Below are 26,990 nucleotides of genomic sequence, written 5' to 3'. Positions count from 1 at the left end.
TGAAAACGCTTGGCAAGCTCAAGAAATATGTCTAAAAATAGTGCAGACTAAAGATGTGCCCGAAAGATAATCATTTGCAGATACCGGATTTGTCATCCCCGTTCCGGATTGGGCGGCTTACGTTTCGAAACCGTGTCGTGCTTGCGCCGATGTCGGGCGTGACGGACCTGCCGTTCCGGCAACTGGCCTGGCGCTACGGGGCCGGGCTGGTGGTGACCGAAATGGTAGCAAGCCGCGAACTGGTCGGCAATGCGTCGGAAAGCTGGACGCGCCTGAAAAGCTCAGGCATTGATCCGCATATGGTGCAGCTTGCCGGGCGCGAGGCGTATTGGATGGCGGAAGCCGCCAAGATCGTCGCGGATAACGGCGCTGCTGTCATCGATATCAATATGGGATGTCCGGCCAAGAAGGTGACCGGCGGCTATTCCGGCTCGGCGCTGATGCGCGATCCCGACCATGCGCTGTCGCTGATCGAAGCGACGGTCAAGGCGGTCGATGTGCCGGTGACCCTGAAGATGCGGCTGGGCTGGGACGAAAACTCCATCAATGCGCCGCTGATCGCCAAACGCGCCGAGGAGGCCGGTGTGCAGATGATCACCATTCATGGCCGCACGCGCATGCAGTTCTACACCGGCAAGGCGGATTGGGATGCGATCCGTGCGGTGCGCGACGCGATTTCCGTGCCGCTCATCGCCAATGGCGATGTCGTGACGAAAGCGGATGCGGACGAGATCCTGCGCCGCTCCGGCGCCGATGCCGTCATGATCGGCCGCTCCAGCCAGGGGCGCCCTTGGCATGCCGGCGTGCTGGCAACCGCTGTGGAGCACCCGGACACAAGGGAGATCGCCGATATCGTCGCCGAGCATTACACCATGATGCTGGAATTCTATGGAGCCGATACCGGGCTGCGGCACGCGCGAAAACATATCGGCTGGTATCTCGGCCATTTCGCGCCGCACCTGTCGCCACAGGACAAGGCGGCGATCATGACATCGACCGATCCGCACGCCGTCCTTGCCGGCACGGTGGCAGCCATCAACGCGATGCCCGGGCGGCACGAAGAAAAGGACGCCGCATGACCGATAGGATCGGTGACGACGACAAGACGGTCATCAACTCATTGCCGATGGCCGTACTGAACGCCATCCAGAACCCGGTCATCCTGGTGGACGAGAAGGGTTTCGTCGTCTTTGCCAACTGGGAGGCGGAAGCGTTTTTCGGCGCCAGTGCCAATTATCTTGCCCGCCACGAGATTAGCGCCTTCATTCCGTTTGGAAGCCCGCTGCTGACGCTGATCGAGCAGGTGCGCGAGCGCCGCGCCGCCGTCAACGAATACCGGGTCGACCTGAGTTCGCCGCGTCTCGGTGCCGACAAGCTGGTCGACCTTTATGTCGCGCCCGTTCTTTCGGAGCCCGGCTCCGTCGTCGTCGTCTTTCAGGAGCGCTCGATGGCCGACAAGATCGACCGGCAGCTGACCCATCGGGCCGCGGCGCGTTCGGTGACGGGTCTTGCCTCGATGCTTGCCCACGAGATCAAGAATCCGCTCTCCGGTATCCGCGGCGCCGCGCAGTTGCTGGAAACCTCGGTCAACGACGAGGACCGGGCGTTGACGCGGCTGATCTGCGACGAGACCGACCGGATCGTCTCGCTGGTCGACCGTATGGAAGTGTTTTCCGACGAGCGGCCGGTGGATCGGCATCCGGTCAACATCCATTCGGTACTCGACCATGTGAAGGCCATAGCCAAGGCCGGCTTTGCCCGCAAGATTCGCGTGACGGAGAATTACGACCCGTCACTGCCTCCAGTCTATGCCAATCGGGACCAGCTGATTCAGGTCTTCCTTAACCTCATCAAAAATGCCGCTGAGGCTGTGGCCGACAAGCCGGATGGCGAGATCCTGTTGACGACGGCCTATCGGCCGGGCATCCGCCTGTCGGTCGCCGGCACGCGCGAGAAGATTTCGCTGCCGCTCGAATTCTGCGTGCATGACAACGGGCCGGGCGTTCCGGCCGACCTCTTGCCGCATCTCTTCGATCCCTTCATCACCACCAAGACCAACGGTTCGGGCCTCGGCCTTGCCCTCGTCGCCAAGATCATCGGCGGCCACGGCGGCATTGTCGAGTGCGACAGCCAGTCGAGCCGCACGACATTTCGCGTCCTGATGCCCGCGTCGAAAGGACCGACGGCCGAGGACAGCGAACCACCGACCATGACAAAAGGACAATCCCGATGACTGGCGCCACCATCCTCGTCGCCGACGACGACGCTGCCATCCGCACCGTGCTCAACCAGGCGCTCAGCCGCGCCGGTTACGATGTGCGCATCACCTCGAACGCGGCGACGCTGTGGCGGTGGATCTCGGCCGGCGACGGCGATCTCGTCGTGACCGACGTGGTGATGCCGGACGAAAACGCCTTCGATCTTCTGCCGCGCATCAAAAAGGCGCGGCCGGATCTGCCGGTTCTGGTGATGAGCGCGCAGAATACGTTCATGACGGCGATCAAGGCGTCGGAGAAGGGCGCTTATGACTATCTGCCAAAACCCTTCGACCTGACCGAACTGATCGCCATCATCGGCCGGGCATTGGCCGAACCGAAGCGCAAGCCGGACAAGCAGGAGGATGACACGCAAGACGGTATGCCGCTGGTCGGTCGCTCCGCTGCCATGCAGGAAATCTACCGCGTTCTGGCGCGCCTGATGCAGACCGACCTGACGCTGATGATCACCGGCGAGTCGGGCACCGGCAAGGAACTGGTAGCGCGTGCGCTCCATGATTACGGCAAGCGCCGAAACGGTCCGTTCGTGGCCATCAACATGGCGGCCATCCCGCGCGACCTGATCGAATCGGAACTGTTCGGTCACGAAAAGGGCGCCTTCACCGGTGCGCAGAACCGCTCTACCGGTCGCTTCGAGCAGGCCGAGGGCGGCACGCTCTTCCTCGATGAAATCGGCGACATGCCGATGGATGCGCAGACCCGGCTTTTGCGCGTGCTGCAGCAGGGCGAATATACGACTGTCGGCGGCCGCACGCCGATCCGCTCCGATGTCCGCATTGTCGCGGCAACCAACAAGGACCTGAAGCAGTCGATCAACCAGGGCCTGTTTCGCGAGGATCTCTATTACCGCCTCAACGTCGTGCCGTTGCGACTGCCGCCATTGCGCGACCGCGCCGAAGACATTCCCGATCTCGTCCGCCATTTCGTCCAGCAGGCGGAAAAGGAAGGGCTCGATGTCAAGCGGTTCGACCAGGAAGCGCTGGAACTGATGAAGGCGCATCCCTGGCCGGGTAATGTCCGCGAACTGGAAAACGTCGTTCGCCGCCTGACCGCGCTTTATCCACAGGATGTGATCTCCAGGGAGATCATCGAAACCGAGCTACGCTCCGATATTCCCGACAGCCCGATCGAGAAGACGTCCGGCCGGTCCGGCTCGATGTCGATCTCGCAGGCGGTCGAGGAGAACATGCGCCAATATTTCGCCGGTTTCGGCGAAGGACTGCCGCCGGCGGGCCTGTATGATCGGGTTTTGGCGGAGATGGAATATCCGCTGATTCTTGCGGCTTTGACGGCGACACGCGGCAACCAGATCAAGGCTGCCGATCTTCTTGGCCTGAACCGGAACACGCTGCGCAAGAAAATCCGCGAACTTGGGGTTTCCGTTTATCGCAGTTCACGCAGTGCTTGACTTCGTGCGATAAAGCGTTGCATTTTCGCCACAATATGTTGCTTAGAAAGCACACGGGCGTCGATTGAGTCTTCCGAGATCATCGACGGTCCGATCACCGGCGCGGACTATGCGTGCGGCGAGCCGGATGCGGTGCGGTCATTTCTTGACCACGAAGCTTGGAAAACCTGCCATCGTCCAACAGCCGATGCCGGGTGGGGGATGCATTGCTGATGGCCGAAGGGCTGATTGTGCCGCTGGCGAAAGACGAGATCGTAGTGTCCGGTAACGACCGGCGCGCCTCTTTCGCGCTTCCTGGATTGTTGCTTGCAACCGGCGCGCTGGCCTGCGCCATCATTTCGCTGCTCATTCTGCTCGGTCTGACGCCGATCAGGCCGGAAACCAATGTCGTCATCGGCTCCGCCGCGATCAACGCAGTGTTCGTCATCGGCCTCCTGTTTCTGATCGGGCGTGAAATCCTGCGCCTCCTGAAGGCTCGCAGCCGTGGCCGCGCGGCAGCACGCCTGCATGTGCGCATCGTCGCGCTGTTCTCGATCGTCGCCATCACGCCCGCCATCCTGGTCGCCATTTTTGCCAGCATCACGCTCGATGTCGGCCTCGACCGCTGGTTTTCGCTGCGAACGCAGTCGATCGTCAGTTCGTCTCTGGATGTGGCCGAGGCCTATGTTCTCGAAAATGCCAGCTATCTGCAGGGTCAGACCGTCTCGATGGCGAATGATCTGGAGCGCAACCGCCAGCTCTACAGCCTCGACCGCACGGGCTTCATCGAACTGATGACGCGGCAGGCGCGCGGGCGCGGCATGCTCGGCGCCTTCCTGGTGCGCGGTGACGGATCGCCCATTCTTCAAGCCAATATTCCGACGGAGCGGCCTCTGCCGGCCATCCCGAAGGATGCGCTTCTGAGCACCGTCTCCGGCCAACCGACACTCATTCCTCCGGGAGTGACCAATCTCGTCGGTGCGATCATTCCGATCGACAATATCCAGGGCGCCTATCTCTATACCGTGCGGACCGTTGACCCCAAGGTCATGCGGTCGATGCGGCTGATGGAAGAAAATACAGCCGAATACAAAAACCTCGAAGCCGGTCGCACATCGCTGCAACTGGCCTTTGGCGTCCTCTATCTCGGCTTCGCTCTGATCGTGCTCCTGGCCGCGATCTGGACCGCAATCGCGGTTGCCGACCGCATCGTTCGGCCGATCCGGCTGCTGATCGGTGCTGCCGACAGTGTCGCGAGCGGCAACCTGAATGTGATCGTACCGGTGCATGCGGTCGATGGCGATGTCGGCAGCCTGTCGCGCACCTTCAATAAGATGATCGCGGAAATCCGCACCCAGCGCGACCAGATCCTCGAAGCCAAGGACGAGATGGACAATCGCCGGCGCTTCATCGAGGCGGTGCTGTCGGGCGTGACGGCGGCCGTGATCGGCGTCGAGGACGACCAGCGGATCACGATTGCCAATCCCTCGTCGGAACATTTCCTGTCGCGCTCGACGCTGGAACTGGTCGGGGAGCGTCTCGCAGACGTTGCGCCGGAGATCGAGCAGGTGCTGAACGAGGCCGCCAGCCGCCACCGCAACGATTACCGCAAGCAGATCAACATCATGCGCGGCGGTACCGAGCGGACGCTGAATGTCCAGGTGACGCGGGAGGAATCGCACGATGCCAAGGATTCTTACGTCATCACCGTCGATGACATTACCGACCTCGTGATCGCTCAGCGCTCCACCGCCTGGGCAGATGTTGCCCGGCGTATCGCGCATGAGATCAAGAATCCCCTGACGCCGATCCAGCTGTCCGCCGAGCGCCTGAAACGCCGTTACGGCAAACAGATCAACCAGGATGACCGGACAGTGTTCGACCAGTGTACCGATACGATCGTGCGCCAGGTCGAGGATATCGGCCGCATGGTCGATGAATTCTCCGGTTTCGCGCGCATGCCGAAGCCGACGAAGGAGAACGCCGATCTACGCGCTATCCTCAAGGATGCTATCTTCCTGCGCGAAATGGGCAATAACCATGTCAGCTTCATCCGCGATCTCGGTGACGAGCCGCTGAACGGAACGTTCGACAGCCGCATGCTGGGACAGGCCTTCGGCAATCTCATCAAGAATGCCGTCGAGGCGATCGAGGCGCTGCCGGCGGATGCCGTTCGCGGTGAACGAAAGGTCATGGTGCGCTCGCGACTGAATGAAACGAACGGCCAGTTCGTTGTTGATGTGATCGACAACGGTCGCGGCCTGCCGACGGAAAATCGTCATCGGATTCTCGAGCCCTATATGACCATGCGGGAAAAGGGCACCGGCCTTGGTCTGGCGATCGTCAAGAAGATCATCGAGGACCACGGCGGACAATTGGAACTGCATGATGCGCCCACCGATTTCGACCACGGGCAGGGTGCCATGATTCGCATTCTCTTGCCGCCGACCGGACAAAGCGGCGGCAACGAAGACAGACAGGATAAGGAACCTTCCCATGGCGGCTGACATTCTGGTTGTGGACGACGAGGAGGACATCCGCGAGATCGTCTCCGGTATCCTCTCCGACGAAGGCCACGAGACACGCACCGCATTCGACAGCGACAGCGCGCTGGCTGCGATCAGCGATCGCGTGCCGCGTCTGGTCTTCCTCGACATCTGGATGCAGGGCAGCCGGCTGGACGGCCTGGCGCTGCTGGACGAGGTCAAAAGCCGCTATCCGGACCTGCCGGTGGTGATGATTTCCGGCCACGGCAATATTGAGACCGCGGTTTCCGCGATTCGCCGCGGCGCCTATGATTTCATCGAGAAGCCATTCAAGGCCGACCGACTGATCCTGATTGCGGAGCGCGCGCTCGAAAATTCCAAGCTCAAGAAGGAAGTGTCGGAGCTGAAGAAGCGTTCGGGTGATCCCGTCGAACTGATCGGCACGTCGGTCGCGGTCTCGCAACTGCGCCAGACGATCGAAAAGGTGGCGCCGACCAACAGCCGCATCATGATCCACGGCCCGTCCGGTTCCGGCAAGGAACTCGTGGCCCGGATGATCCATCGAAAGTCGTCGCGCAACGCCGGCCCGTTCGTGGCGCTGAATGCGGCGGCGATCACCCCGGACCGCATGGAGATCGCGCTGTTCGGCACGGAGGGAACGCCCGGCCAGCCGCGCAAGACCGGGGCTCTGGAAGAGGCGCATGGCGGCATCCTCTATCTCGACGAAGTCGGCGAAATGCCGCGCGAGACGCAGAACAAGATCCTGCGCGTGCTTGTCGATCAACAGTTCGAGCGTGTCGGCGGTTCCAAACGGGTCAAGGTCGATGTCCGCATCATCTCGTCCACCGCCTACAATCTCGAAAGCCAGATCGCCGAAGGCGCCTTCCGGGAAGATCTCTATCATCGCCTGGCGGTCATCCCGGTGCGCGTCCCGGCACTGGCCGAACGGCGCGAGGACATTCCGTTTCTGGTCGACATGTTCATGCGCCAGATCAGCGAGCAGGCGGGCATCCGCACGCGCAAGATCGGCGACGATGCCCTTGCCGTGCTGCAATCGCATGACTGGCCGGGCAATATCCGCCAGCTGCGCAACAATATCGAGCGGCTGATGATTCTCGCCCGCAGCGACGGTCCCGATACGGCGATCTCGGCCGACATGCTGCCGAGCGAGGTCGGCGACAGCCTGCCGAAGATTTCGGCGCAGGGCGACCAGCACATCATGACGCTGCCGCTGCGGGAGGCGCGTGAAATGTTCGAGCGGGACTATCTGATCGCCCAGATCAACCGGTTCGGCGGCAATATTTCTCGCACGGCCGAGTTTGTCGGAATGGAACGGTCGGCGCTGCATCGCAAGCTGAAATCGCTCGGCGTCTGACCCTCTCACCCGGAACAAGCTTTTCGATGACGAGAATTGCCTTTGTGAACGGCGCCTATCAGCGTCATGCGGATGCCGGTGTCCATATCGAGGACCGAGGCTTCCAGTTTGCCGACGGGGTCTACGAGGTCTGCGAGGTGCGCCATGGCGTGATCGTCGATCTCAGTCGGCATCTTGACCGGTTGGACCGGTCGCTCAGTGAACTGAGTATCGACTGGCCGATGAAGCGGGCAGCACTTGTGGTCGTGATCCGCGAGGTCCTGCGCCGCAACCGCGTAAGCAACGGGCTGTTCTACCTGCAGGTGACGCGCGGCACGGCGCGGCGGGACCATGTGTTCCCGAAGGACGGCACGGTGGCGACGGTGGTCGTCACCGCCAAGCGGACGGATGCCTCGGTGATCGCGGCGAAGAATGCCAATGGCATTCGGGCGATCACCGTGCCGGAAAACCGCTGGGACCGGGTGGACATCAAGTCGGTCGGACTGTTGCCGAACGTTCTGGCGCGTCAGGCGGCCAAGGAGGAGGGCGCCCAGGAGGCGATCTTCGTCGATGCCGACGGCACGGTGAAGGAAGGGGCCGCGACCAATGTCTGGATCGTCGATCGCGACGGCCGATTGCGCACACGCCATGCCGAACATGGCATCCTGCGCGGCATTACCCGCACGACGCTGAAGGACGTGACATCGACGCTCGGCCTGGAAATCGTCGAGGAGGCCTTTACTATCGAGGAGATGCTTGAGGCACGCGAGGTCTTCATCACCGCAGCGACAAGCATCTGTTTTCCGGTGGTGTCCATCGATGGCAAGACCATCGCCAACGGGCATCCGGGCAGCGTCTCACAGAAAATTCGCGAAGCCTTTTTCGACATTGCGGAAAAGACCGCGATTTGATACCAAATCCGGGGGGATGCCTGTGGAAAGGATTTTTCGCGGCGTTCGAGGTATTCAGATCGTATAATCAACCGGTTACATCGGACCGGACAATAAGAAAGAAGCGGCGCTATGGCGGAACGTTCTCAGAACTTGCAGGATCTTTTTCTCAACACCGTCCGCAAGCAGAAGATATCTCTGACAATTTTTCTTATCAATGGTGTGAAACTCACCGGTGTTGTCACATCTTTTGACAACTTCTGTGTCCTTTTGCGGCGTGACGGGCATTCCCAGCTCGTATATAAGCACGCGATCTCGACAATCATGCCGGGCCAGCCGATGCAGATGTTCGAGAACGAAGAATCCGCATCCTGACGGGATACAGAGCAGATTACCAAACGTGATACAAAATCGGCGTCGATTATTCCGGAGCTCGAAAAGCTTCGCGATGACATGCGCGCCGTCGTCATCGTCCCGGTCCTGAAAAAAACCGGGAAACCGAGCGCCGACATCATCGCCGCCCCGTCGACACGCAGCGATGAAAGCCGGCTCGAGGAAACCATTGGTCTGGCGCGCGCCATCGATCTGGATGTTGTCCACGGGCTCATTGTGCCGGTCGCGCAGCCGAAGCCCGGCACCTTGCTCGGCAGCGGCAAGATCGAGGAAATCGGCCATCTCCTGAGCGAGCACAATGCCGGCCTGGTGATCATCGATCATCCGCTGACGCCGGTGCAGCAGCGTAATCTGGAGAAGGAATGGAACGGCAAGGTCATCGACCGGACCGGCCTGATTCTCGAAATCTTTGGCCGCCGCGCTTCCACCAAGGAAGGCACGCTGCAGGTCGAGCTTGCCCATTTGAACTACCAGAAGGGCCGGCTGGTTCGCAGCTGGACCCACCTTGAACGCCAGCGCGGTGGTGCGGGCTTCATGGGTGGCCCGGGCGAAACCCAGATCGAGGCCGACCGCCGGCTGCTGCAGGACAAGATCGTCAAGCTCGAAAAGGAGCTGGAGCAGGTGCGCCGGACTCGCCAGCTCCACCGGGCCAAGCGCAAGAAGGTGCCGCACCCGATCGTAGCGCTGGTCGGCTATACCAATGCCGGCAAATCGACCCTGTTCAACCGGATCACCGGTGCCGGCGTGCTGGCCGAGGACATGCTGTTTGCCACGCTCGACCCGACGCTGCGGCGGATGAAGCTGCCGCATGGGCGCATGGTGATCCTCTCCGACACGGTCGGTTTCATCTCGGACCTGCCGACCCATCTCGTCGCCGCCTTCCGTGCGACGCTGGAAGAGGTGCTGGAAGCCGACCTGATCCTGCATGTGCGCGATTTTTCGGATCCCGACAATGCGGTGCAGGCGCAGGACGTGATCGGTATTCTCGACGATCTGGGGATCGATGAAAAGGCGCGATCGGAGCGTATTCTCGAAGTCTGGAACAAGATCGACCTGCTGGGCGAAGAGGCGCATGACAGCCTCGTGCAGAAGGCCGAGAACAGCGAGAGCACGGTTGCGGTCTCTGCCGTTACAGGCGAGGGCGTCGATCATCTCCTCAACGAGATCAACAAGCGGCTTTCCGGAGTCCTGACGGAAACGACCGTGGTGCTGCCACCGGCCAAGCTGCAGCTCCTGTCCTGGATCTATGAGCACACGATGGTCGATGGCCGCGAAGACATGGAAGACGGTTCCGTCGGCCTTGATTTGCGCATGACGCCAAACGAGGCGGAAGAACTGGATCGTCGGCTGGGCAATGGACCGAAGGCTGCGGCGCAGGACTGGTAAGCGGACTGTGTTCCTGCGGTAAGCGTATCGACAGCTCGAAACTCTCTCCTTCGTCATGGTCGGGCTCGACCCGACCATCCATCAGCCGTTCCATTCGACGAGAGGCTGGAAGATCCTCGGCTCAAGGCCGAGGATGACGTGGGGTGGAGCGGCTTAGGTCTATCGCGAGGGGGCGGGAGGCAAGACGCCGTTTCACGGCGCTCTGACCCGCAATCACCCACTCCTATCAAGCTGCCGCTCGATCGCCTTCGCCGCCTGCCACAACTCCTCCATCCGCTCTAGCGTCGCCTCCTCCAGCGTCTCTCCGGCAGCGTCCAGTGCAGTTTCGATATGAGAGAAGCGACGGCGGAACTTTGTGTTTGTCCCGCGCAGCGCCATTTCCGGATCGGCGCCGACATGACGGCCGATATTGACGACGGCAAAAATGAGGTCGCCCAGTTCGTCGGCCACCTTCGCCTTGTCGTTCGAGGCGAGCGCCTCGCGCAGTTCGGCGATTTCCTCCTCGATCTTGTCGAGAATCGGTTCGGGCGAAGACCAATCGAAGCCGACCTTGGCTGCCCGTTCCTGCAATTTCAAAGATTCGACAAGCGCCGGAAAGCTGCGTTGGACGGAGCCGAGATGGCCGGTGTTGACATCTCCCGACAGGCCGCGTTTTGCCCGCCTTTCGCGGCGCTCCGCTTTTTCCGTCTGCTTGATCTGATCCCATTGCAGCTTGACCGCCTGCGGCGTATCGGCGTCCGAGCGGGCAAAGACATGCGGATGGCGGCGGATCATTTTTTTGGTGATCGCCTCGACCACGTCGCCGAAAGCGAAATCGCCGGATTCCTCAGCCATGCGGGCGTGAAAGACCACCTGCAACAACAGGTCGCCCAGTTCGTCGCAGAGGTCGTCCATGTCCTTGCGCTCGATGGCGTCGGCAACCTCATACGCTTCTTCCAGCGTATAGGGCTTGATGGTCTCGAATGTCTGGACGATGTCCCACGGGCAACCGGTTTCCGGCTGGCGCAGGGCTTTCATGATCTCGAGGAGGCGTGTGATATTCTGCGAGGGCTGCATGGGGCTCAATTCAGCGGAATGGCATTGTCGTCCTTGCCGGACTGGTAGGTGTCGGACAGGCCCTGGTACCGCGCGCGGATTCGGGCGTCTTGTTCTCGAAGAGCTGGTTTTGCCGACTCTGCGGATGTCGCCACCAGATCAGCGATCGATGACGAATGCCAGAAGGGATTGGTTTTCGCATAGCCGCCGGGCTCGAGGCGGAAGACTTCCTTGAGAATCTTCAGATCGTGCGGAATGGCGAAGGCATCGCGCGAATCCTCGTGGCTGAAGAAATAGTAGAAATTGTCGAAGCCGGCCCAGGTGATGGCCGAGAGGCACATCGAACAGGGCTCATGGGTGGAGAGGAAGACGAGATCCTTCGTATCCATCTTCTCCGCGCGTTCGTAAAAGCGCTTCAGCGTGTGGACTTCGCCGTGCCAGAGTGGATTCTCGGTCTCGTTGTTGGTTTCGGCGATGACCAGCGACAGGTCGGACTTGCGCAGGATCGCTGCCCCGAACACCTTGTTTCCGGCGGCCACCCCCTTTTCCGTCAGTGGCAGAATGTCGGTCTCGATGACGGACAGCAGGCGGCCTGCGAGGTCGGTATTGTTCATGATTTGCGGCTCCGGCAATTGCGATGACTGCATTTAACGGATGTGAGCAGCGCTGCGCAATGCTGCATCTGCCGTCGCCGGGCGCTTGTGCCCGGGAGGCTGCACCCGGTGATATTTGCTCAAATTATGCTGCCTTCGAGCAAAAGAATATCCCCCTGCAAAGGCTTCCGAATTTCTGTTTCTTCAATTTTCCCTCTATAAAAGGGATATTTTCCAGCACCTGTAACAGGATCAGATTCCCAAACCGATGACCGAACAACTGACCGTCTTTCCGGCCTTCTTCCGCGTTGCGCAGAAATGCGTGGCGGTTTTTGGCAATGGCGACGAAGCTTTTGCCAAGGTCAGGCTGCTGATGAACACGCAGGCGCGTATCGTTGCCTATGCCGATCAGCCCGAAGCCGATTTCGCCAGCTTTCTCGCAGCGTACAATATCGAACGTGTGAAAGAACCTTTTGAGGCTTCCCAGGTTGAGGGCGCCACGCTGGTTTTTGCCGCGACCGGCGACGCCGCGCAGGATCGCGTGATTGTCGCCGCTGCCCGCGCTCAGAAAATCCCCGCCAATGCGGTCGATCAGCCCGAATTCTGCGACTTCCTGACCCCGGCACTTGTCAACCGTGCGCCCGTTGCCGTTGCCATCGGCACGGAAGGCGCCGGTCCCGTGCTGGCGCAGATGATCCGGGCGCAGATCGACCAGTTGCTCTCGCCTTCGCTCGGGACGCTGGCCACGCTGGCGCAGGCCTATCGGGATGCGGTCGACCGGCTGTTGCCGCGCGGTGTATCCCGCCGTGTGTTCTGGCGTCGGTTCTTCTCCGGTGCTGTCGCCGATCAGGTGGCGCTCGGCAATGTCGTGGAAGCGCGCCGTGAAGCATCGAAACTGTTGCACGCCACCGAGCGCGCCCAGGGCCATGTCTGGCTGGTCGGCGCAGGTCCGGGTGCCGAGGACCTGCTGACGCTGCGCGCCCAGCGCGTCATGATGGAAGCCGACGTCATCGTCTATGACGCGCTGGTTCCGCAGGCGATCGTCGATATGGGCCGACGCGATGCCGAGCGTCTGTCTGTCGGCAAGCGCAAGGGCTGCCATTCGAAGTCGCAGGACGAGATCAACCAGTTGCTGGTTCGCCTCGGCCAGGATGGCAAGCGTGTCGTGCGACTGAAGTCCGGCGATCCGCTGGTCTATGGCCGCGCCGGCGAGGAGATGGCAGCGCTGCGTGAGGCGGGCGTCACCTACGAGATCGTGCCCGGCATCACCTCGGCCTTCGCCGCCGCCGCCGATTTCGAACTGCCGCTGACCCTTCGTGGCGTTGCCTCGTCGCTGATCTTCACCACCGGTCATGATCTGGCGGGCGACGTCCTGCCGGACTGGGCACGTCTTGCCATTTCCGGCGCGACAATCGCCGTCTATATGGGCCGCACCGTGGCTGCCTCCGTCGCTGCCCGGCTGATGGAAGCGGGGTTGCCGGCCGAAACCACCGTCGCGGTGATCGAGAATGCCAGCCGCGCCGAGCGCAAGCTGCTGCACGGGACACTGAAGGACCTGCCGGACCTGCAGCATCGCGAAGAACTGGACGGCCCGGTGATGGTGATCATCGGCGATGCCGTGGCCGGCGCGAATTTCGAACGTTCGCAGCCATTGGTCACGGGCAGGGCGATCGACGCCGCCGTTTCGACCGATGCGTCGCGCAAACAGACTGACGAAGTGAGGAATTGAGATGGCCGACAAGGTATTGACTGCAAACCGCCTGTCCGACGGCATTTCCGTTTGGCTCGACGCCTCCGGCCAGTGGGTGGAATCCCTGCAGCATGCGTTTGTCGCGCGCCATGCCGAGGCCGTCACGGCACTGGAAGCCACAGGAAAAGCCGCATTCGCGGATAACAAGGTGGTTGACGTCAACGTGATTGACATTGAAGAAGTGGGCGGCGTGCTGCGGCCGCTGCGTCTGCGCGAGCGTGTTCGGTCCGAGGGGCCGACGATCGATTATGCGCCTGGATACAAGGGGCTGAGCGGTCCCAATCAGGCGGCTTGAGGAAAAGAAGACCGATGTACCGTTACGACGAATTCGACCATGCCTTCGTTGCCGACCGTGTCGAGCAGTTTCGCGATCAGGTGACGCGCCGCCTTTCCGGCGAGCTTGCCGAGGATGCGTTCAAGCCGCTGCGGCTGATGAACGGCGTCTACCTGCAGCTCCATGCCTATATGCTGCGCGTCGCCATTCCCTATGGCACGCTGAACTCGAAGCAGATGCGCATGCTCGCTCATATCGCCCGCAAGTACGATCGCGGCTATGGCCATTTCACCACGCGCCAGAATATCCAGTACAACTGGCCGAAACTGTCGGATACGCCGGATATCCTCGCCGAGCTCGCCTCCGTCGAGATGCATGCGATCCAGACCTCCGGCAACTGTATCCGCAATGTTACCGCCGATCATTTCGCCGGTGCTGCGGCGGATGAAGTCGCCGATCCGCGTCCCTATGCCGAGATCCTGCGCCAGTGGTCTTCCGTTCATCCGGAATTCTCTTATCTGCCGCGCAAGTTCAAGATCGCCGTCACCGGCGCCGAGCGCGACCGTGCCGCCATTCAGGTTCATGACATCGGTCTCCACCTAAAGAAGAACGAGGCAGGCGAAATCGGCTTTGCCGTCTATGTCGGCGGTGGGCAGGGGCGCACCCCGATGATCGCCAAGAAGATCCGCGACTTCCTGCCCCAGGAAGATCTCCTGTCCTACACCACGGCGATCGTTCGGGTTTACAATCTGCATGGCCGACGCGACAACAAGTACAAGGCGCGCATCAAGATCCTCGTCCATGAAACCGGTGTCGAGAATCTGGCTGGCCAGGTGGAGCAGGAGCTCCTGCAACTGAAGAATACCGAGCTCAAGCTGCCTGAAGCCGACGTCAAGGCGATCTCGACCTATTTCGCGCTGCCGCCGCTCGCCGTGCGTCCGGAAGGCTGGGCCAACCTTGCCGGCTGGAAAAAGGCCGATCCGGAATTTTCCCGCTGGGTGCAGCAGAACGTCCAGCCGCACAAGAATCCCGATTACGGCATGGTGACGATCTCGCTGAAGCCGATCGGCGGCATTCCGGGCGATGCCAGCGACAGTCAGATGGATGCGATCGCCGATCTGGCGGAAGAATATGCCTTCGACGAAATCCGCATCAGCCATGAGCAGAACGTGATCTTCCCGCACGTGGCGCTGGCCGATCTGGAAGCCGTTTATCGCGGCCTCGTCGCCATCGGTCTGGCGACCGCCAATGCCGGCCTGATCACGGACATCATTGCCTGTCCCGGCTTGGACTATTGCGCGCTTGCCAACGCGCGCTCCATCCCACTGGCGCAGGAAATCTCCACTCGCTTCGGCGATCCGGACCGGCAGGCGGAAATCGGCGAGCTGAAGATCAAGATCTCCGGTTGCATCAATGCCTGCGGCCATCACCATGTCGGCCATATCGGCCTTCTGGGCGTCGAGAAGAAGGGTGCCGAGCTCTACCAGATCACGCTTGGCGGTTCCGGTGACGAGAACACCTCGATCGGCGAAATCATCGGTCGTGGCTTCGAGCCGGAAAAGGTGACGGATGCGATAGAGACGATCGTGAATGTCTATCTCGGACTGCGCAAGGATGCTTCCGAGATATTCCTCGATGCCTATCGCCGTGTTGGACCGCAACCGTTCAAGGATGCGCTCTATGGCGGCAATGCCCAGGAAGCGGCGTAAGGACGGACACGACACATGACCAAGATCTGGAAAGAAACCGGCTTCGTGACGGACGACCCCTGGGTTGTCGAGACCGAGGAAACCAAGGCCGGCTCGAACGAGAAGGCCATTCTCGGCATTGAGGCTTTCATCGAAAAGGCGGCGTCGGGCGAAAGCGGTCTCGGCGTTCTCATCACGCCGGCCGATGATGTGACGCGGCTGCAGCCGTTCCTCGACCAGTTGTCGCTCGTCGCGGTGGCGTTTCCGGCCTTTAACGATGGCCGGGCCTTCAGTCATGCCTCGCTGCTGCGCGCGCGTCTCGGTTACGGCGGGGAAATCCGGGCTGTCGGTGATGTATTGATCGACCAGATCCCGCTGATGCTGCGTTGTGGCGTCGACACCTTCGCCGTCACCAACGCGACCGCTTTGAAGCGTCTTGCCGAAGGACGACTTCCGGGCATCGACAATCACTACCAGCCGACGGCAAGACCATCGACCGATGCCAAATCCTACAGCTGGCGCCGGGTCTCCTGAGGTCTGTGAACGGAATTACCGCACAATCTTCAAAAGGCGCTATAATTGGAACGGAATTGCTTCCAAACCAGTGCCTTTTGGACTATTCCGCTTTTAATTGAACATACCTGAACGAATGACTCATCATTACAGGACCTGACGCCGAGATGAATGCTCCTGCCAAGATCGAAGAATTTGCCCCGACCGTGCCAGCCGGCGTGTTCGCCGAAACTGTAACGAAGGTCACGCATTACACGGACCGGCTGTTCAGCTTCCGCATGACGCGCCCGACCGAATTCCGGTTCCGCTCGGGCGAGTTTGCCATGATCGGCCTGATGATCGACGGCAAGCCGATCTACCGTGCCTATTCGATCGCAAGCCCGGCCTGGGATGAAGAGCTCGAATTCTTCTCGATCAAGGTTCCCGATGGTCCGCTGACATCGCATCTGCAGGGTATCCAGCCCGGCGATCAGGTGCTGATGCGCAAGAAGCCGACCGGCACGCTGGTGCTCGACGCGCTGACCCCCGGCAAGCGCCTCTACATGTTCTCGACCGGTACCGGCATTGCACCGTTTGCCAGCCTGATCCGCGATCCGGAAACCTATGAGAAGTTCGACGAGGTCATCCTGACCCACACGACCCGCGACGTGGCCGAGTTGAAATACGGCTTCGACCTGATCGAGGAAATCCGCAATCACGAATTCCTGGCCGAACTGGTCGGCGACAAGCTGCGCCACTATGCGACCGTGACCCGCGAAGACTATCCGTTCAAGGGCCGCATCACCAATCTGATGCGCGACGGCAAGATGTTCTCGGACCTCGGTCTGCCTTCCTTCGACCCGGCCGTCGATCGCGGCATGATCTGCGGCTCGACCGAGATGCTGAAGGAAACCAAGGAAATCCTTGAGGCCGCCGGCCTGACCGAAGGCGCCAACAACAAGCCCGGCGAGTTCGTCATCGAACGCGCATTTGTGGGCTGATTTTTTCGGTGGCATCAAAACAATACGGGCGGCTCATAGGCCGCCCGTATTGTTTTGATGCCTTGCAAAAGGGCAGAACTGTTGCACTAACGCTCGCCGAGATAATCCATCAGGTTTTCCATCGCCTCAGTGGCCGCCTTCGGGTCGGCTTGATGGATGGCGCGGATGACCTTGACGTGCAGATCCACCGAGCGATCCATGCGTTGGGTCGAGGCGGCGTTGAACCAGAGGCGGCGGGCGTGGGTCTGCAGCGGTGCCAGTGTCGAGGTCAGGAATGCGTTGGGGCAGGCGGCTTCCATGATTTCGTCGAAGGCCTTGTCGGCTGCGAGGAAGCCTTCCATGTCCGCGTTGATCGAGCAGGCGGTCATCGACTGCGCGCATTCGATCATGGCGACGCGTGCCTCCGCACCGGCATGTTCGGCGACGAGAGAGGCGGCGAGGGGTTCCAGCTTGCGGCGAACCTGCATGACATTCTCATGATCTTCCGGCCTGATCAGGGTGATCTGCAGGCCGACGCGCGGGCGAACGGCGATCAAGCCTTGCCATTCGAGCTTCTGGATCGCCTCGCGCACCGGCGTGCGCCCATGGCCGGCAAGGTCGATCAACTGCTTTTCGGTGACAAGCGAACCGGGCTTCAGCTTGAGCGTGACGATGCTGGTTTCCAGCGCGAGGTAGGCGAGATGCGCCTGTGAGGATGATGTCGTCATGCGCTTTCCGGATGGTGATATATCACATAGTGCCACAGATGAAAACGACTAGCAACAGCGTTGATATATCAGTATGGCCGACGCTTCTTGATTTCACTACCAAGACGTTTGGGACTGCGGATAATCTTCAGCGGAGAAAGCGACATCATCCTCGCAACAAATGATGTCCCGCGAGTAAATTCTGCCTGTTTTCACCGTGCGACCTGTAACGTCGGTAACAGTCTGTGTGACGCAGAACCCCGTAAATGGCAGCACGATGATATTCCTCTGCTGGACAGCGATGCAGCCGTTTAATCCGAATATGACCGAGTGGTCCAGAAGCGAACGCGTGAAGCCTATGAACGGTTTATGCGCCGTCATCCAGATCATCCCCTGGCGGACAAGGCGCGCGAAAAGATTAATCGAAGAGGACTGGATTGATTTAGGGTTGCAACTTCGCGCGATTCTTAACCGTGGCAAATTTGCGAGCAAACACAAAAACTTGGGCCTCACGAATAATGCCGGCCGCTTGTTCGTATGTTCTACAATAGCAGTTGACGAAGCTTCGGGGGCTTGCCAGTCTCGTCTCGGGGAATCCGGCAAGTGCGGAAATGGTGAGGAACGTCGTGTGAGCGCGGGTGCTGTTCTTGTTTGGTCGTTGATTGGACTTGCGGGGCTTCTGGCCGTGCCTGCGGTCAGCCATACCAATGCGGGCACGACCTTTTCGCTGATGGCCTCGTCCATGGCGTTTACCGGCATGGGGATCGCGCTCTTCATGGCGACCCGTCCGCCGCTGGTGGAGCGTCTTTTCGGAGGCCTCGACCGGATTTACCAAACGCATCGCCGCGTCGGCATCACCGTCCTCGTCCTCATTCTCGTGCACTATTTCATCACGCCCGATTTCAAGGGTCTGTCGCTTACCGGCGGGCTGAACAAGCTGGCCGCCGAGGCGGGCGAATATGCCTTCTACGGCCTGGTGGTTCTGCTGATCCTCAGCATCGTCAAGATCATCCCGAAGACCAGGATCGAGATCCCCTATCATTTCTGGCGGCTGACGCACCGCTTCATCGGGTTGCTGTTCATCATGGTGGCGTTCCACCAGACGTTCATCAAGCGTCCCTACGACGGTACGGCGATGCTGGCCACCTATCTCAACATCTTCGCGATGATCGGGACGGCAAGCTATATCTACACCCAGATTTTCCCCTGGCTGCGCACGCGCGCCTACGAGGTGTTCGACGTAACGCGCCATGATGGAGCGACGATCATTTCGGCGCGTCCCGTTCGCCGACCGCTCCGGGCCAGACCTGGCCAGTTCGGATTCTTCCGGGTGAACAAGCCCGGTCTGCGGGAGCCGCATCCCTTCACCATCGCCGGGATCGACGATGATGGCGTGGTCCGCTTCGCCATCAAGCCGCTCGGCGACTATACCAAAGCTCTAAGGGAGGGCATTGCCGTCGGTGATCGCCTGAAGCTGGAAGGTGGCTATGGGCATTTCAACCATCGCCGCGGCGGCAAGAAGCAGATTTGGCTTGCCGGCGGTATCGGAGTGACGCCGTTCCTCGCCATGGCCGGGCGCCTCAAGGGCGACGAGGGCCAGGACATTCACATGGTCTACTGCGTGCGTGATCGCAGCGAGGCCATCGGCCTTGATACGTTCGAGGCGCAGGCGGAAAAACTACCGAATTTCAATTTTACTTTGCATGATTCCAAAACCGATGGACGTCTCGATGCCGTGAAACTAGCGGCATCGAGCACGGTCGATCCGGCAGGGGCGGACCTCTGGTTCTGCGGCCCGTCGCCTTTGAGAAAAGCCATTGAAAAAGGTTTGAAGGACCTCGGCAAGAGACCCAGGCGGGTCGAGTTCGAGCAGTTCGAGTTCCGGTAACAGTGCGTCGCATATTTTTGTCGTTTGAGAAAGCAAGGAGAACAAGCCATGCGCATGTTCGGTCGATTGCCCGCAGAAATGATCAACAGCCGTGGCCTGTCGCGCCATCTTGTGGCCGCTGCCGCGATGGTGCTCGCCTTTATCCACTGTCCGGGTGCTGCCTCGGCGCGCGATGCCTTTTCCGACGATGCCTATGCGACCTACAAGGCGAACACGAAGAACGGAAAATATCTGTTTAACGCATCCGGTTGCGGCGCCTGCCATGGCTCTGGCAACAATACCGAGCTTCTCTCCGGCGGCCTGGAAATGGATACGGCGATCGGCAAGTTCTTTGCGCCGAACATTTCGCCCCATGCCAATGGCATCGGCGGCTGGAGCAATGCGCAATTCCTCAACGCGGTGATGCAGGGCATCGACCGGGACGGTAACAATCTCTATCCCGTGATGCCCTATACCGCCTATGGCGGAATGAAGCCTGAGGACGTTCTCGACATCAAGGCCTATATCGACACATTGGTTCAGTCCGACGCGGTTTCCCAGGAACACGAGATCGCATTCCCGTTTAGCCGCCAGACGACGATCACGCTGTGGAAGCGCAGCCATTTCAACGTGCCGGAATATCAGGCCCGTGAAGAAACCCAGATGGAGCGCGGCCGCTACCTGGTGGAGAATGTCGGCGGCTGCGGTGATTGCCACACGCCGCGCACCACCACCTACGGTCTCGACATGGACAATGCCTATGCCGGTGAAAAGGGCCTGACCGGCGCCGTGGCGCCTGATATCACCAAGGCTCGGATAAGCGGTCTTGCGTCTCCGGAAGTCTTCACCGTCGGACTGATCGAGGAAGGCAAGAAACTGTCCGGTGCGCCGCTGACGGACCCCGTCATGCGCGAGATCGCCCATGGGCTTTCGACGCTGACCGAGAAGGACCGCACCGCGATCTACGCCTTCCTCGCCGACCGTGAAGTCAAGCCGCCGGAGCCGGTAGCGCAATCGGCGACCGCCGTCTGTAAGGAGAGCACTCCGGCTGCCGCCCTGTCCGGAAGCAATGCGGCGCTTGCGACGCAGGCCGATGCCTTTATCGGCAAATATTGCCGTAACTGCCACGGCCCGGGCGAAAGCTCGCAAGGCAGCTATCCCGCCGGCGACCTGACCTCGATCGCCGCCGACGCCGCCTTCGTGGTACCCGGCGATGCATCGAAGTCGCGGCTGTTCACCTCGGTGACCAGCGGTCGCATGCCGCTCGGCAAGCGACCGACCACTGAGGAGGTCAAGAGCCTGGAGGACTGGATCAATTCGCTCAGCCAGTCGGACCTGCCGCAGACCGCCGCCAGCAAACCTGACCGGACGCGGCCGATGCTGTCCTATGGTGATTTCATCGAGGCAGGCCTGAAGGATATTTCCACGGTGCCGGACCTCGACCGGCAGTACATGCGCTATTTCTCCTATCGCAATCAGTACAATGGCATGATGGGCTGCGAGGAAGACAAGACATTCATGAAGCGCATGGACGTGCTGGCCGGCGGTTTCAAAAAGCTTTTGAACTCGCTCTCCTATGGTCCGACGCTGGTGCTGCCGCATGAAGTGGAAGGTACGAACGGCCTGATGGTTCGCGTCGATCTCCGTGACCTTCAATGGACGTCCGACGACTACAATTTCCTGATTTCCCAGTATTTCTACGGCATCGATCCCGGCAGTGACGGGTCGCTGCTGGCACTCACCAAGGAGACCGACACAGTCCTGCCGATCATGCGCATCGACTGGTTCATGGCCAATGCGGCCAAGCCGAAAATCTACAACAAGCTGATGCGGCTTCCGACCCATATCCGCGAGCTGGAAAAGCGCTTCCAGATCGATGTCGATGAGAACATTCGCCGCCGCAACGTACTGCGTGCCGGCTTTGCCGATGGCTCGTCCGGCGTGTCGGATCACAACCGCATGCTGGAACGGCACGATATGCCCTTCGGCGGTTACTACTGGAAATCCTACGATTTTGGTGGGGACGTCGGGCGTCAGGTCCTAAAACGCTTCCCGCAAGGCCCGAAGGAACTGGAGCCGTTCGCCAGCGGTCTGACGGCCTTCGAGCATGACGGTGGTGAGATGATCTTCTCCCTTCCGAACGGTCTGCAGGGTTATTACCTGTCGACGGCGGAGGGCAAGCAACTGGACGTCGGTCCGACGTCGATCGTCTCATTCCGCAAGCGGCCGATCGGCAAGGGCGTGGAAATCGTCAACGCGCGCTCCTGCTTCGACTGCCATGCCAACGGAATCCTGTCGAAACGCGACCAGTTGCGCGAGCACATACAGACATCCACGCTGTTTACCAAAGACCAGCAATCGGTGCTGCTCGACATGTACGTGCCGCAGGAAGAGCTTGATGCCGCCTACAACAAGGATCGTCAGCGCTTCGTCGAGGCGCTGGTGAAGCTCAAGGTGACGGAACCGACGCCGGATGGCAGCGCCCAGAGCATGCAGGCCCCGGGCAACGCGGAACTGGTGAGCTATTTCGCCGACAAATATGAGGACGAACTCGATTTCGACGCTTTGTCGGCCGAGTTCGACATGACGCCGGATCAGTTTTCCGCGGCGATCAAGCGGGTCGAGGATGTCGATGCGTTGCGGCTCGGCATCGACTGGGTGACGACGCTCGAAGCCGGCGGCACCATACCGCGGGCAGAGGTCGAACAGCAGTTTCCGCTGCTGCTCAGTCCATTGATGCAGCTGAAACCGCTCGATACGACGACGGTTCGTGTGGAGACGATCGATCAGCAACAGAACGTTGCCGGTCAGACGGCGCAACAGGACCCCGTCAAGGCGGAAACGATCGTCGCTGCGACACCAGCCTATCGCCAGGAAAAGCCTGCCGATTTCAGCAAGCTTGAATTGGCGTTGCATGTCGGATCGACCACGGCGAAAGTGGGCGACCAGCTGACATTCGAACTGAGCTCCAACAAGGCCTGCGAGTTGCAGGTGCTCTATGTCGAGGAAACCGGCAATGTCGAGGTTATCCCGGACTCAATGATCGGCAATACGACCTTGCAGGCAGGCGAGAAGCGCCAGATCCCGCAGCCGGCGACCGGCAACCTGACCTTCGACACCCCGGCGCCGGCCGAGACAATGATTGCCTTCTGCCGTGAAGGCGGGCTCGGCGACCAGAAGCTGACGGTGGAGCGGGCGCGCCAGCTGGTGGCGGAATCGCACATGCCGCCGACGCGCGGGCTGGCGATCAACCTCGCCAAGAAGGCCGAAGAAGACAAGGGAGCGAGCGGCCTTCAGGTCGTGACCTTCGAGATCAAAGAATAATGGGGGGGCCGACCGCCCATCGGTGGTCGGCCGCACTATTTCGTTGATGGTTTGGACTGGCATGAGGGACGGCGTGATGAAAATGAAGATCGGTCTTGCCGCAGCGTTGCTCGCGTTGGCGTCCGCTGGTCCGGCGTTGGCTGCTTGTGATGCGCTGGCGCGCGTTGCCGAAGCCAGCAATGGCGGCAATGAAACGCTCGCCAAACAGATTGCTGGTGGCGTTACGCCAGGCTGCAGCGCCGATGATAAGGCGATGATCAACCGCGTCGCAGCGCTCGCCTCGTTCAACCGTATCGTCGCGGCGGTCGGGCAGGGTGCCAATCTCATGGATTTTGAGGCGGAACTTGAGACAATCCGCAAGAACAACACAGCACCCTGGCAGGTGTTTGACGCACTCGGCGACATCAATCGCGACCGGCGTGACTACGAGGCCGCCGCGCGATTCTACCAGCTGGCACTGGAGGATGCATCGAACGAAGTGATGACGCCGGCCTGGATGGCGCCGGATGAAAAGTACATCGTCCGGCTGGATCATATGGCGACCGAGATGCGGCTGGCGTCACCGAAGCCGGTGAAGCTTGGTTTGCGTGGTGCCTGCAAGGTCAGCTATCGCGGCGTCTCGCTGAAGAAGAAGGCGACGCCGGTGCGCTATGTCTTCGGTACGGCGGAGTTCACGCCGGAAGGCCTCGAATCCGCCAACGACCTGTCGGAGTGCCTGAAGTCCGTGAAGCCGAAATTTATCACGCTGATCGGCCATACGGATCCGGTCGGAGCGGCTGAATCCAATCGGGTTCTTTCGCTGGAACGTGCCGAAGCCTTGGCGCAGTATCTGATTACCGAGGGATATGCGGGTGAGTTGAAGACGATCGGCAAGGGCGAGGATGAGCCGTTCAAAGCGGACGATGCCAATGCCTATGACGAGGAAACGCTCAACCAGATGAACCGGCGCGTCGAAGTGGATGTGGAGAACTGATGATGCTGCGCCGCTTCCTTTTCGCATTGCTCGTTTCTTCCGCCATCGTCACCGTGGCGAACGCCAAGACCTTCGCGCTCGTCGTCGGGGCCGATGTCTATCCCCACGAAGTCAGTCTCGACGGGGCGGTCAAGGATGCCAGGGATGTTGAAGGCGCGCTTCAGCGTGCCGGGGTTGAGCAGATCGCGACCTTCTTCGATGCCGCTGTCCGCAAGGACGATATTCGTGCGGCCTGGACAGGGTTTGTCGACGGCGCTGAGAGCGGCGACACGATCATCTTCACTTATGCCGGCCATGGCGCGCAAATGCCAGAACTGGTTGCCGGGGACGAGGCTGATGGGCTGGACGAGTTCCTGCAACTGCCGGGCTTCGACCGGGAGCGGGCCGAAGAGACCGACAACGAAATCATCGTCGACAACGAGTTGAACGCCTGGTTCTCGGAGGCCGAAGCCAAGGGCGTGCATGTCCTGTTCGTCTCCGACAGTTGCCATTCCGGCGGCATGAGCCGATCCTTCTCGGGCAAGACGCGACTTGCCCATGCGGTCACCGTCAAGCTGCCGGCACCATCACAAGAGGCGGTGTCGGGTGCTTCAATCAAGGAAGCGAATTTCCGGCAGGTCACGGTTCTCGCCGCCTCGCTCGAAAGCCAGCCATCGCCCGAAGTGATCATCAATGGCGAGGCGCGCGGTGCGCTGAGCTGGAGTTTTGCGCGCGCGGTGGAAGGCTCGGCCGATCGTAACGGCGATGGAAGGCTGTCCCGGGTCGAGCTCGAAGACTATGTCTTTGCCAATGTGAAGCATCAGTCGGAAGCGCTGCAGGTTCCGAATTTCGTGCCGCAACTGCCGCGATCCGATGACGAAGTGGTGATGCCGCTGACGCGCAGCGCCGCCATCGCCGCCAATTCTGCGGAGAAGACCCGCAAGCCGGTGCGGGAAACCGGATGGGACGGCAAGCTGGCTTTGACCGTCAGCGGTTCGGATTTCGTGCCAAACAACACCGGTGGCAATGGCGTACCCTATCGCTGGGACGCGGCAGGCGGCATCTTCTACACGCCGAACGGCGATGTCGCCGGCGAGCATATCGATGCGGGCATGATCCAGGGGGTCGTCGACAAGTTCATCCTGCTCGATTTCCTGAAGGCCATGGCCAGCCAGAATCCGGGTGTCGTCTCACTCACGCCGCAGAAGGATATCTATGCGGCAGGCGACCGCATGTCCTTCGACGCTCCGGCCTCGGGTTACAAGAACATGGTGGTCTTCAATCTCGCCAATACCGGGCAGGTGCAGTTGCTGGACGTGCAGGCGGAGGGCACGGCGAGCCAGGAATTCAAGCTGACGGATTTGCAAGTGGTCGAGCCTTTCGGGGCTGATCATCTGATCGCCATTTCCACCAATGAGCCGATCGACGCGATCGGTGCAGCCTTGGCGAGCAGGAATGTCGATGCGGCGACCGTGTTGCAGCTCCTGTCGACACGGATCGACGGAACCGACACCAGCGTTGCCATTCAGCCGCTCTACACCCGGGAAAAGCTCTGATGGCTGCACTGCGAACCACTCTCGGAATGCTCTCCTGCCTGACGCTTCTCGCCGCGCAGCCGCTCGTGGCGCGGGCCGAGGATCGGGCCTTGCTGATCGGCATCGGCACCTATGAAAACCTGCCGGAAGACATGTTCCTGCATGGCCCGAAGAATGACGTGAAGGCAATCCACGCACTTCTGACGGATACGTTGTCGTTCAAGCCGGAATCGATCCGGGTTCTGACGGACGAGAAGGCGACAAAGGCGGCGATCCTGCAATCCATCGACGAATGGCTGGTTGCCGGAACAGCGCCGGGTGACCGCGTCTATGTGTCTTTCTCGGGCCATGGCCTCCAGGTGAAGGACCTGAGCGGCGACGAGGAGGACGGAATGGACGAGGCCATCTCGACCTACGACATCAAGGCCGGTGAAACCGACTGGACCAATGTCATCCTCGATGACGAACTGGAAGCCGAGCTGGAAAAGCTGAAGGGCAGGGCGGTGACGCTGGTGATCGACGCCTGCCATTCCGGTACGATTTCCCGGTCGCTGTCGCCGCAGGCCGTATCGGGACTGAAGGGCGCACGCTATCTGCCGCGCCCCTCTGCCAAAGCCGTCCAGCAGAAGGCGACCCGGGGGCTTCGCATCGATCTCGGCGTGGTCGACAAGCCTGCGGAATTGGCGGCCGGCGGCGTGACCGCGTGGAGTGCCGCCGCGCCCTATCAGGTGGCGTGGGATGATGTCCGCCAGCCGGAAGACGATCGCCACGGAGTCTTTACCGCAGCTTATATAGCCGGCTACAAACCAGGCGAGGCGGATGCCAACGCGAACGGCCTGATCAGCAATGCCGAACTGTTCGAATATGTCACGACAAAATCCAAGGAATATTGCGCCGCGCAAGAAAACTGCGACAACCTCGATCCGCAACTGGAGAGCGTTCCGGATGCGCTCGGCACCAGCATTGCAAAGCCCCATCCCGTCGTGGCGGAGCAGACTGAAACACCGGTGGAAAAGCCGCAGCCGGTCTATCAGGAGGTCAAGGTCGAGGCCGGCGTCACGGCACCCGCTTACGTCGATGCCGATCCCGTGGTTGCTATCGGCGATATCGTCGGCAAGGCGGATAATGGCGACGTCATGGTCTCGCTGGATACGGGGCCAAACCTGAAGAAAGGGCAGGCGTTCAAGATCTCCGTGACCAGCAAATATGACGGCAATCTGGTATTGCTTGATGTCAATCCGCAGGGCGTGGCGACACAGATATTCCCAAACGAAGTTGCCAGGAAGATCACACCGCTTTCGGCGGGCTCGACCCTGACCATTCCGGACGATTATTACGGTTTCGATTTCGAGGCCGACGGTTCGGGAGAGAGCGTATTGGTTGCGATCGTCGTCGGCGACGATGTCGATCTCAACGACGTCGCCGGACCGGCGCAAGGATTGAACGCCGAACTCGATGCTCGCCAAACGTTGAGCGGGATCGTCGCCCGGCTACAGAAGGCCTGGACCGGCGATGTGGAGAATCGCGGCGTACACTGGTCGCTGGGAACGCTGAAATACCGGATCGAATAACTCGCTCTCGAAATGATAGGACTCAACGCAAAACGCCCGCGATGGTCGCG

The 26,990-nt window shown here is 60.6% G+C and carries 21 protein-coding genes; 18 read left to right on the top strand and 3 right to left on the bottom strand.

Annotated elements, in window-relative coordinates; translation table 11 throughout:
- The first annotated feature begins 53 nt into the window (after nucleotides 1-53).
- The 8 genes from dusB (at nucleotide 54) to hflX (ending at nucleotide 10,172) form a co-directional block, all read left to right on the top strand.
- Nucleotides 54-1,079, top strand: coding sequence for a tRNA dihydrouridine synthase DusB (dusB, locus tag ACST81_RS14725; RefSeq protein ID WP_438748801.1), 1,026 nt, complete (start codon nucleotides 54-56; stop codon nucleotides 1,077-1,079).
- Complete coding sequence (locus ACST81_RS14720; protein WP_438748800.1) at nucleotides 1,076-2,233, top strand: two-component system sensor histidine kinase NtrB; 1,158 nt, start codon at nucleotides 1,076-1,078, stop codon at nucleotides 2,231-2,233. Before dusB ends, ACST81_RS14720 begins: the two co-directional genes overlap by 4 nt.
- On the top strand, nucleotides 2,230-3,684 hold the full coding sequence (gene ntrC, locus ACST81_RS14715; RefSeq protein ID WP_438748799.1) for a nitrogen regulation protein NR(I): 1,455 nt from the start codon (nucleotides 2,230-2,232) through the stop codon (nucleotides 3,682-3,684). The genes ACST81_RS14720 and ntrC overlap by 4 nt, the downstream gene beginning before the upstream one ends.
- 212 nt (nucleotides 3,685-3,896) lie before the next feature.
- Nucleotides 3,897-6,170 (top strand): ATP-binding protein, encoded by a 2,274-nt coding sequence (locus tag ACST81_RS14710; protein ID WP_438748798.1) that lies wholly within the window; start codon nucleotides 3,897-3,899, stop codon nucleotides 6,168-6,170.
- The gene (gene ntrX / locus ACST81_RS14705; RefSeq protein WP_438748796.1) at nucleotides 6,160-7,524 is read left to right on the top strand and encodes a nitrogen assimilation response regulator NtrX; all 1,365 of its coding nucleotides are present in this window, start codon (nucleotides 6,160-6,162) and stop codon (nucleotides 7,522-7,524) included. The genes ACST81_RS14710 and ntrX overlap by 11 nt, the downstream gene beginning before the upstream one ends.
- Before the next feature lie 26 nt (nucleotides 7,525-7,550).
- Complete coding sequence (locus ACST81_RS14700) at nucleotides 7,551-8,414, top strand: D-amino-acid transaminase (protein ID WP_438748794.1); 864 nt, start codon at nucleotides 7,551-7,553, stop codon at nucleotides 8,412-8,414.
- Nucleotides 8,415-8,525: 111 nt separating this feature from the next.
- Nucleotides 8,526-8,768, top strand: a complete 243-nt coding sequence (gene hfq, locus ACST81_RS14695; RefSeq protein ID WP_438748793.1) for an RNA chaperone Hfq — start codon at nucleotides 8,526-8,528, stop codon at nucleotides 8,766-8,768.
- A 78-nt stretch (nucleotides 8,769-8,846) separates the two neighbouring features.
- The gene (gene hflX / locus ACST81_RS14690) at nucleotides 8,847-10,172 is read left to right on the top strand and encodes a GTPase HflX (RefSeq protein ID WP_438748791.1); all 1,326 of its coding nucleotides are present in this window, start codon (nucleotides 8,847-8,849) and stop codon (nucleotides 10,170-10,172) included.
- 213 nt (nucleotides 10,173-10,385) lie between these two features.
- Here hflX and mazG read toward each other — a convergent pair whose 3' ends face one another.
- A complete protein-coding gene (gene mazG, locus ACST81_RS14685; RefSeq protein ID WP_438748789.1) occupies nucleotides 10,386-11,228 on the bottom strand; it encodes a nucleoside triphosphate pyrophosphohydrolase in 843 nt (280 codons plus the stop codon).
- A gap of 5 nt (nucleotides 11,229-11,233) precedes the next feature.
- Nucleotides 11,234-11,821 carry a deaminase gene (locus ACST81_RS14680; protein WP_438748787.1) on the bottom strand — a complete coding sequence of 196 codons (588 nt, stop codon included), beginning with the start codon at nucleotides 11,819-11,821 and terminating at the stop codon, nucleotides 11,234-11,236.
- Between the two features lie 247 nt (nucleotides 11,822-12,068).
- Here ACST81_RS14680 and cysG point away from each other — a divergent pair, with 247 nt between their 5' ends.
- The 5 genes from cysG to ACST81_RS14655 all read left to right on the top strand — a co-directional run bounded on the left by cysG (nucleotide 12,069) and on the right by ACST81_RS14655 (nucleotide 17,005).
- Complete coding sequence (gene cysG, locus ACST81_RS14675) at nucleotides 12,069-13,529, top strand: siroheme synthase CysG (protein ID WP_438748786.1); 1,461 nt, start codon at nucleotides 12,069-12,071, stop codon at nucleotides 13,527-13,529.
- 1 nt (nucleotide 13,530) lies between these two features.
- Nucleotides 13,531-13,845, top strand: a complete 315-nt coding sequence (locus ACST81_RS14670) for a DUF2849 domain-containing protein (RefSeq protein WP_438748784.1) — start codon at nucleotides 13,531-13,533, stop codon at nucleotides 13,843-13,845.
- Between the two features lie 14 nt (nucleotides 13,846-13,859).
- Nucleotides 13,860-15,533 (top strand): nitrite/sulfite reductase, encoded by a 1,674-nt coding sequence (locus ACST81_RS14665; RefSeq protein ID WP_438748782.1) that lies wholly within the window; start codon nucleotides 13,860-13,862, stop codon nucleotides 15,531-15,533.
- 15 nt (nucleotides 15,534-15,548) lie between these two features.
- Nucleotides 15,549-16,046, top strand: a complete 498-nt coding sequence (locus tag ACST81_RS14660; protein WP_438748781.1) for a DUF934 domain-containing protein — start codon at nucleotides 15,549-15,551, stop codon at nucleotides 16,044-16,046.
- A gap of 146 nt (nucleotides 16,047-16,192) precedes the next feature.
- Nucleotides 16,193-17,005: a ferredoxin--NADP reductase gene (locus ACST81_RS14655; RefSeq protein ID WP_438748779.1), complete on the top strand. Its 813-nt coding sequence runs from the start codon at nucleotides 16,193-16,195 to the stop codon at nucleotides 17,003-17,005.
- An 86-nt stretch (nucleotides 17,006-17,091) separates the two neighbouring features.
- Here the strand turns inward: ACST81_RS14655 and ACST81_RS14650 are convergent, their stop codons facing one another.
- The gene (locus tag ACST81_RS14650) at nucleotides 17,092-17,712 is read right to left on the bottom strand and encodes a GntR family transcriptional regulator (protein WP_438748777.1); all 621 of its coding nucleotides are present in this window, start codon (nucleotides 17,710-17,712) and stop codon (nucleotides 17,092-17,094) included.
- 607 nt (nucleotides 17,713-18,319) lie between these two features.
- On the opposite strand from ACST81_RS14650, the gene ACST81_RS14645 reads away from it, so the two are divergent.
- From ACST81_RS14645 to ACST81_RS14625, 5 genes are all read left to right on the top strand, one after another.
- Complete coding sequence (locus ACST81_RS14645; RefSeq protein ID WP_438748775.1) at nucleotides 18,320-19,579, top strand: ferredoxin reductase family protein; 1,260 nt, start codon at nucleotides 18,320-18,322, stop codon at nucleotides 19,577-19,579.
- Nucleotides 19,580-19,627: 48 nt separating this feature from the next.
- Nucleotides 19,628-22,882 (top strand): c-type cytochrome, encoded by a 3,255-nt coding sequence (locus tag ACST81_RS14640; RefSeq protein WP_438748773.1) that lies wholly within the window; start codon nucleotides 19,628-19,630, stop codon nucleotides 22,880-22,882.
- A 76-nt stretch (nucleotides 22,883-22,958) separates the two neighbouring features.
- Entirely contained in the window at nucleotides 22,959-23,855 is an 897-nt protein-coding gene (locus ACST81_RS14635; protein ID WP_438748772.1) for an OmpA family protein, read from the top strand.
- Entirely contained in the window at nucleotides 23,855-25,390 is a 1,536-nt protein-coding gene (locus tag ACST81_RS14630; protein WP_438748771.1) for a caspase family protein, read from the top strand. Before ACST81_RS14635 ends, ACST81_RS14630 begins: the two co-directional genes overlap by 1 nt.
- Nucleotides 25,390-26,940 carry a caspase family protein gene (locus ACST81_RS14625; RefSeq protein WP_438748770.1) on the top strand — a complete coding sequence of 517 codons (1,551 nt, stop codon included), beginning with the start codon at nucleotides 25,390-25,392 and terminating at the stop codon, nucleotides 26,938-26,940. The genes ACST81_RS14630 and ACST81_RS14625 overlap by 1 nt, the downstream gene beginning before the upstream one ends.
- Nucleotides 26,941-26,990: the final 50 nt, after the last annotated feature.

The sequence above is a fragment of the Pararhizobium sp. O133 genome (assembly GCF_051669845.1).
Taxonomy (GTDB): Bacteria; Pseudomonadota; Alphaproteobacteria; order Rhizobiales; family Rhizobiaceae; genus Pararhizobium.
This window is presented reverse-complemented; position numbering and strand designations above follow the sequence as displayed.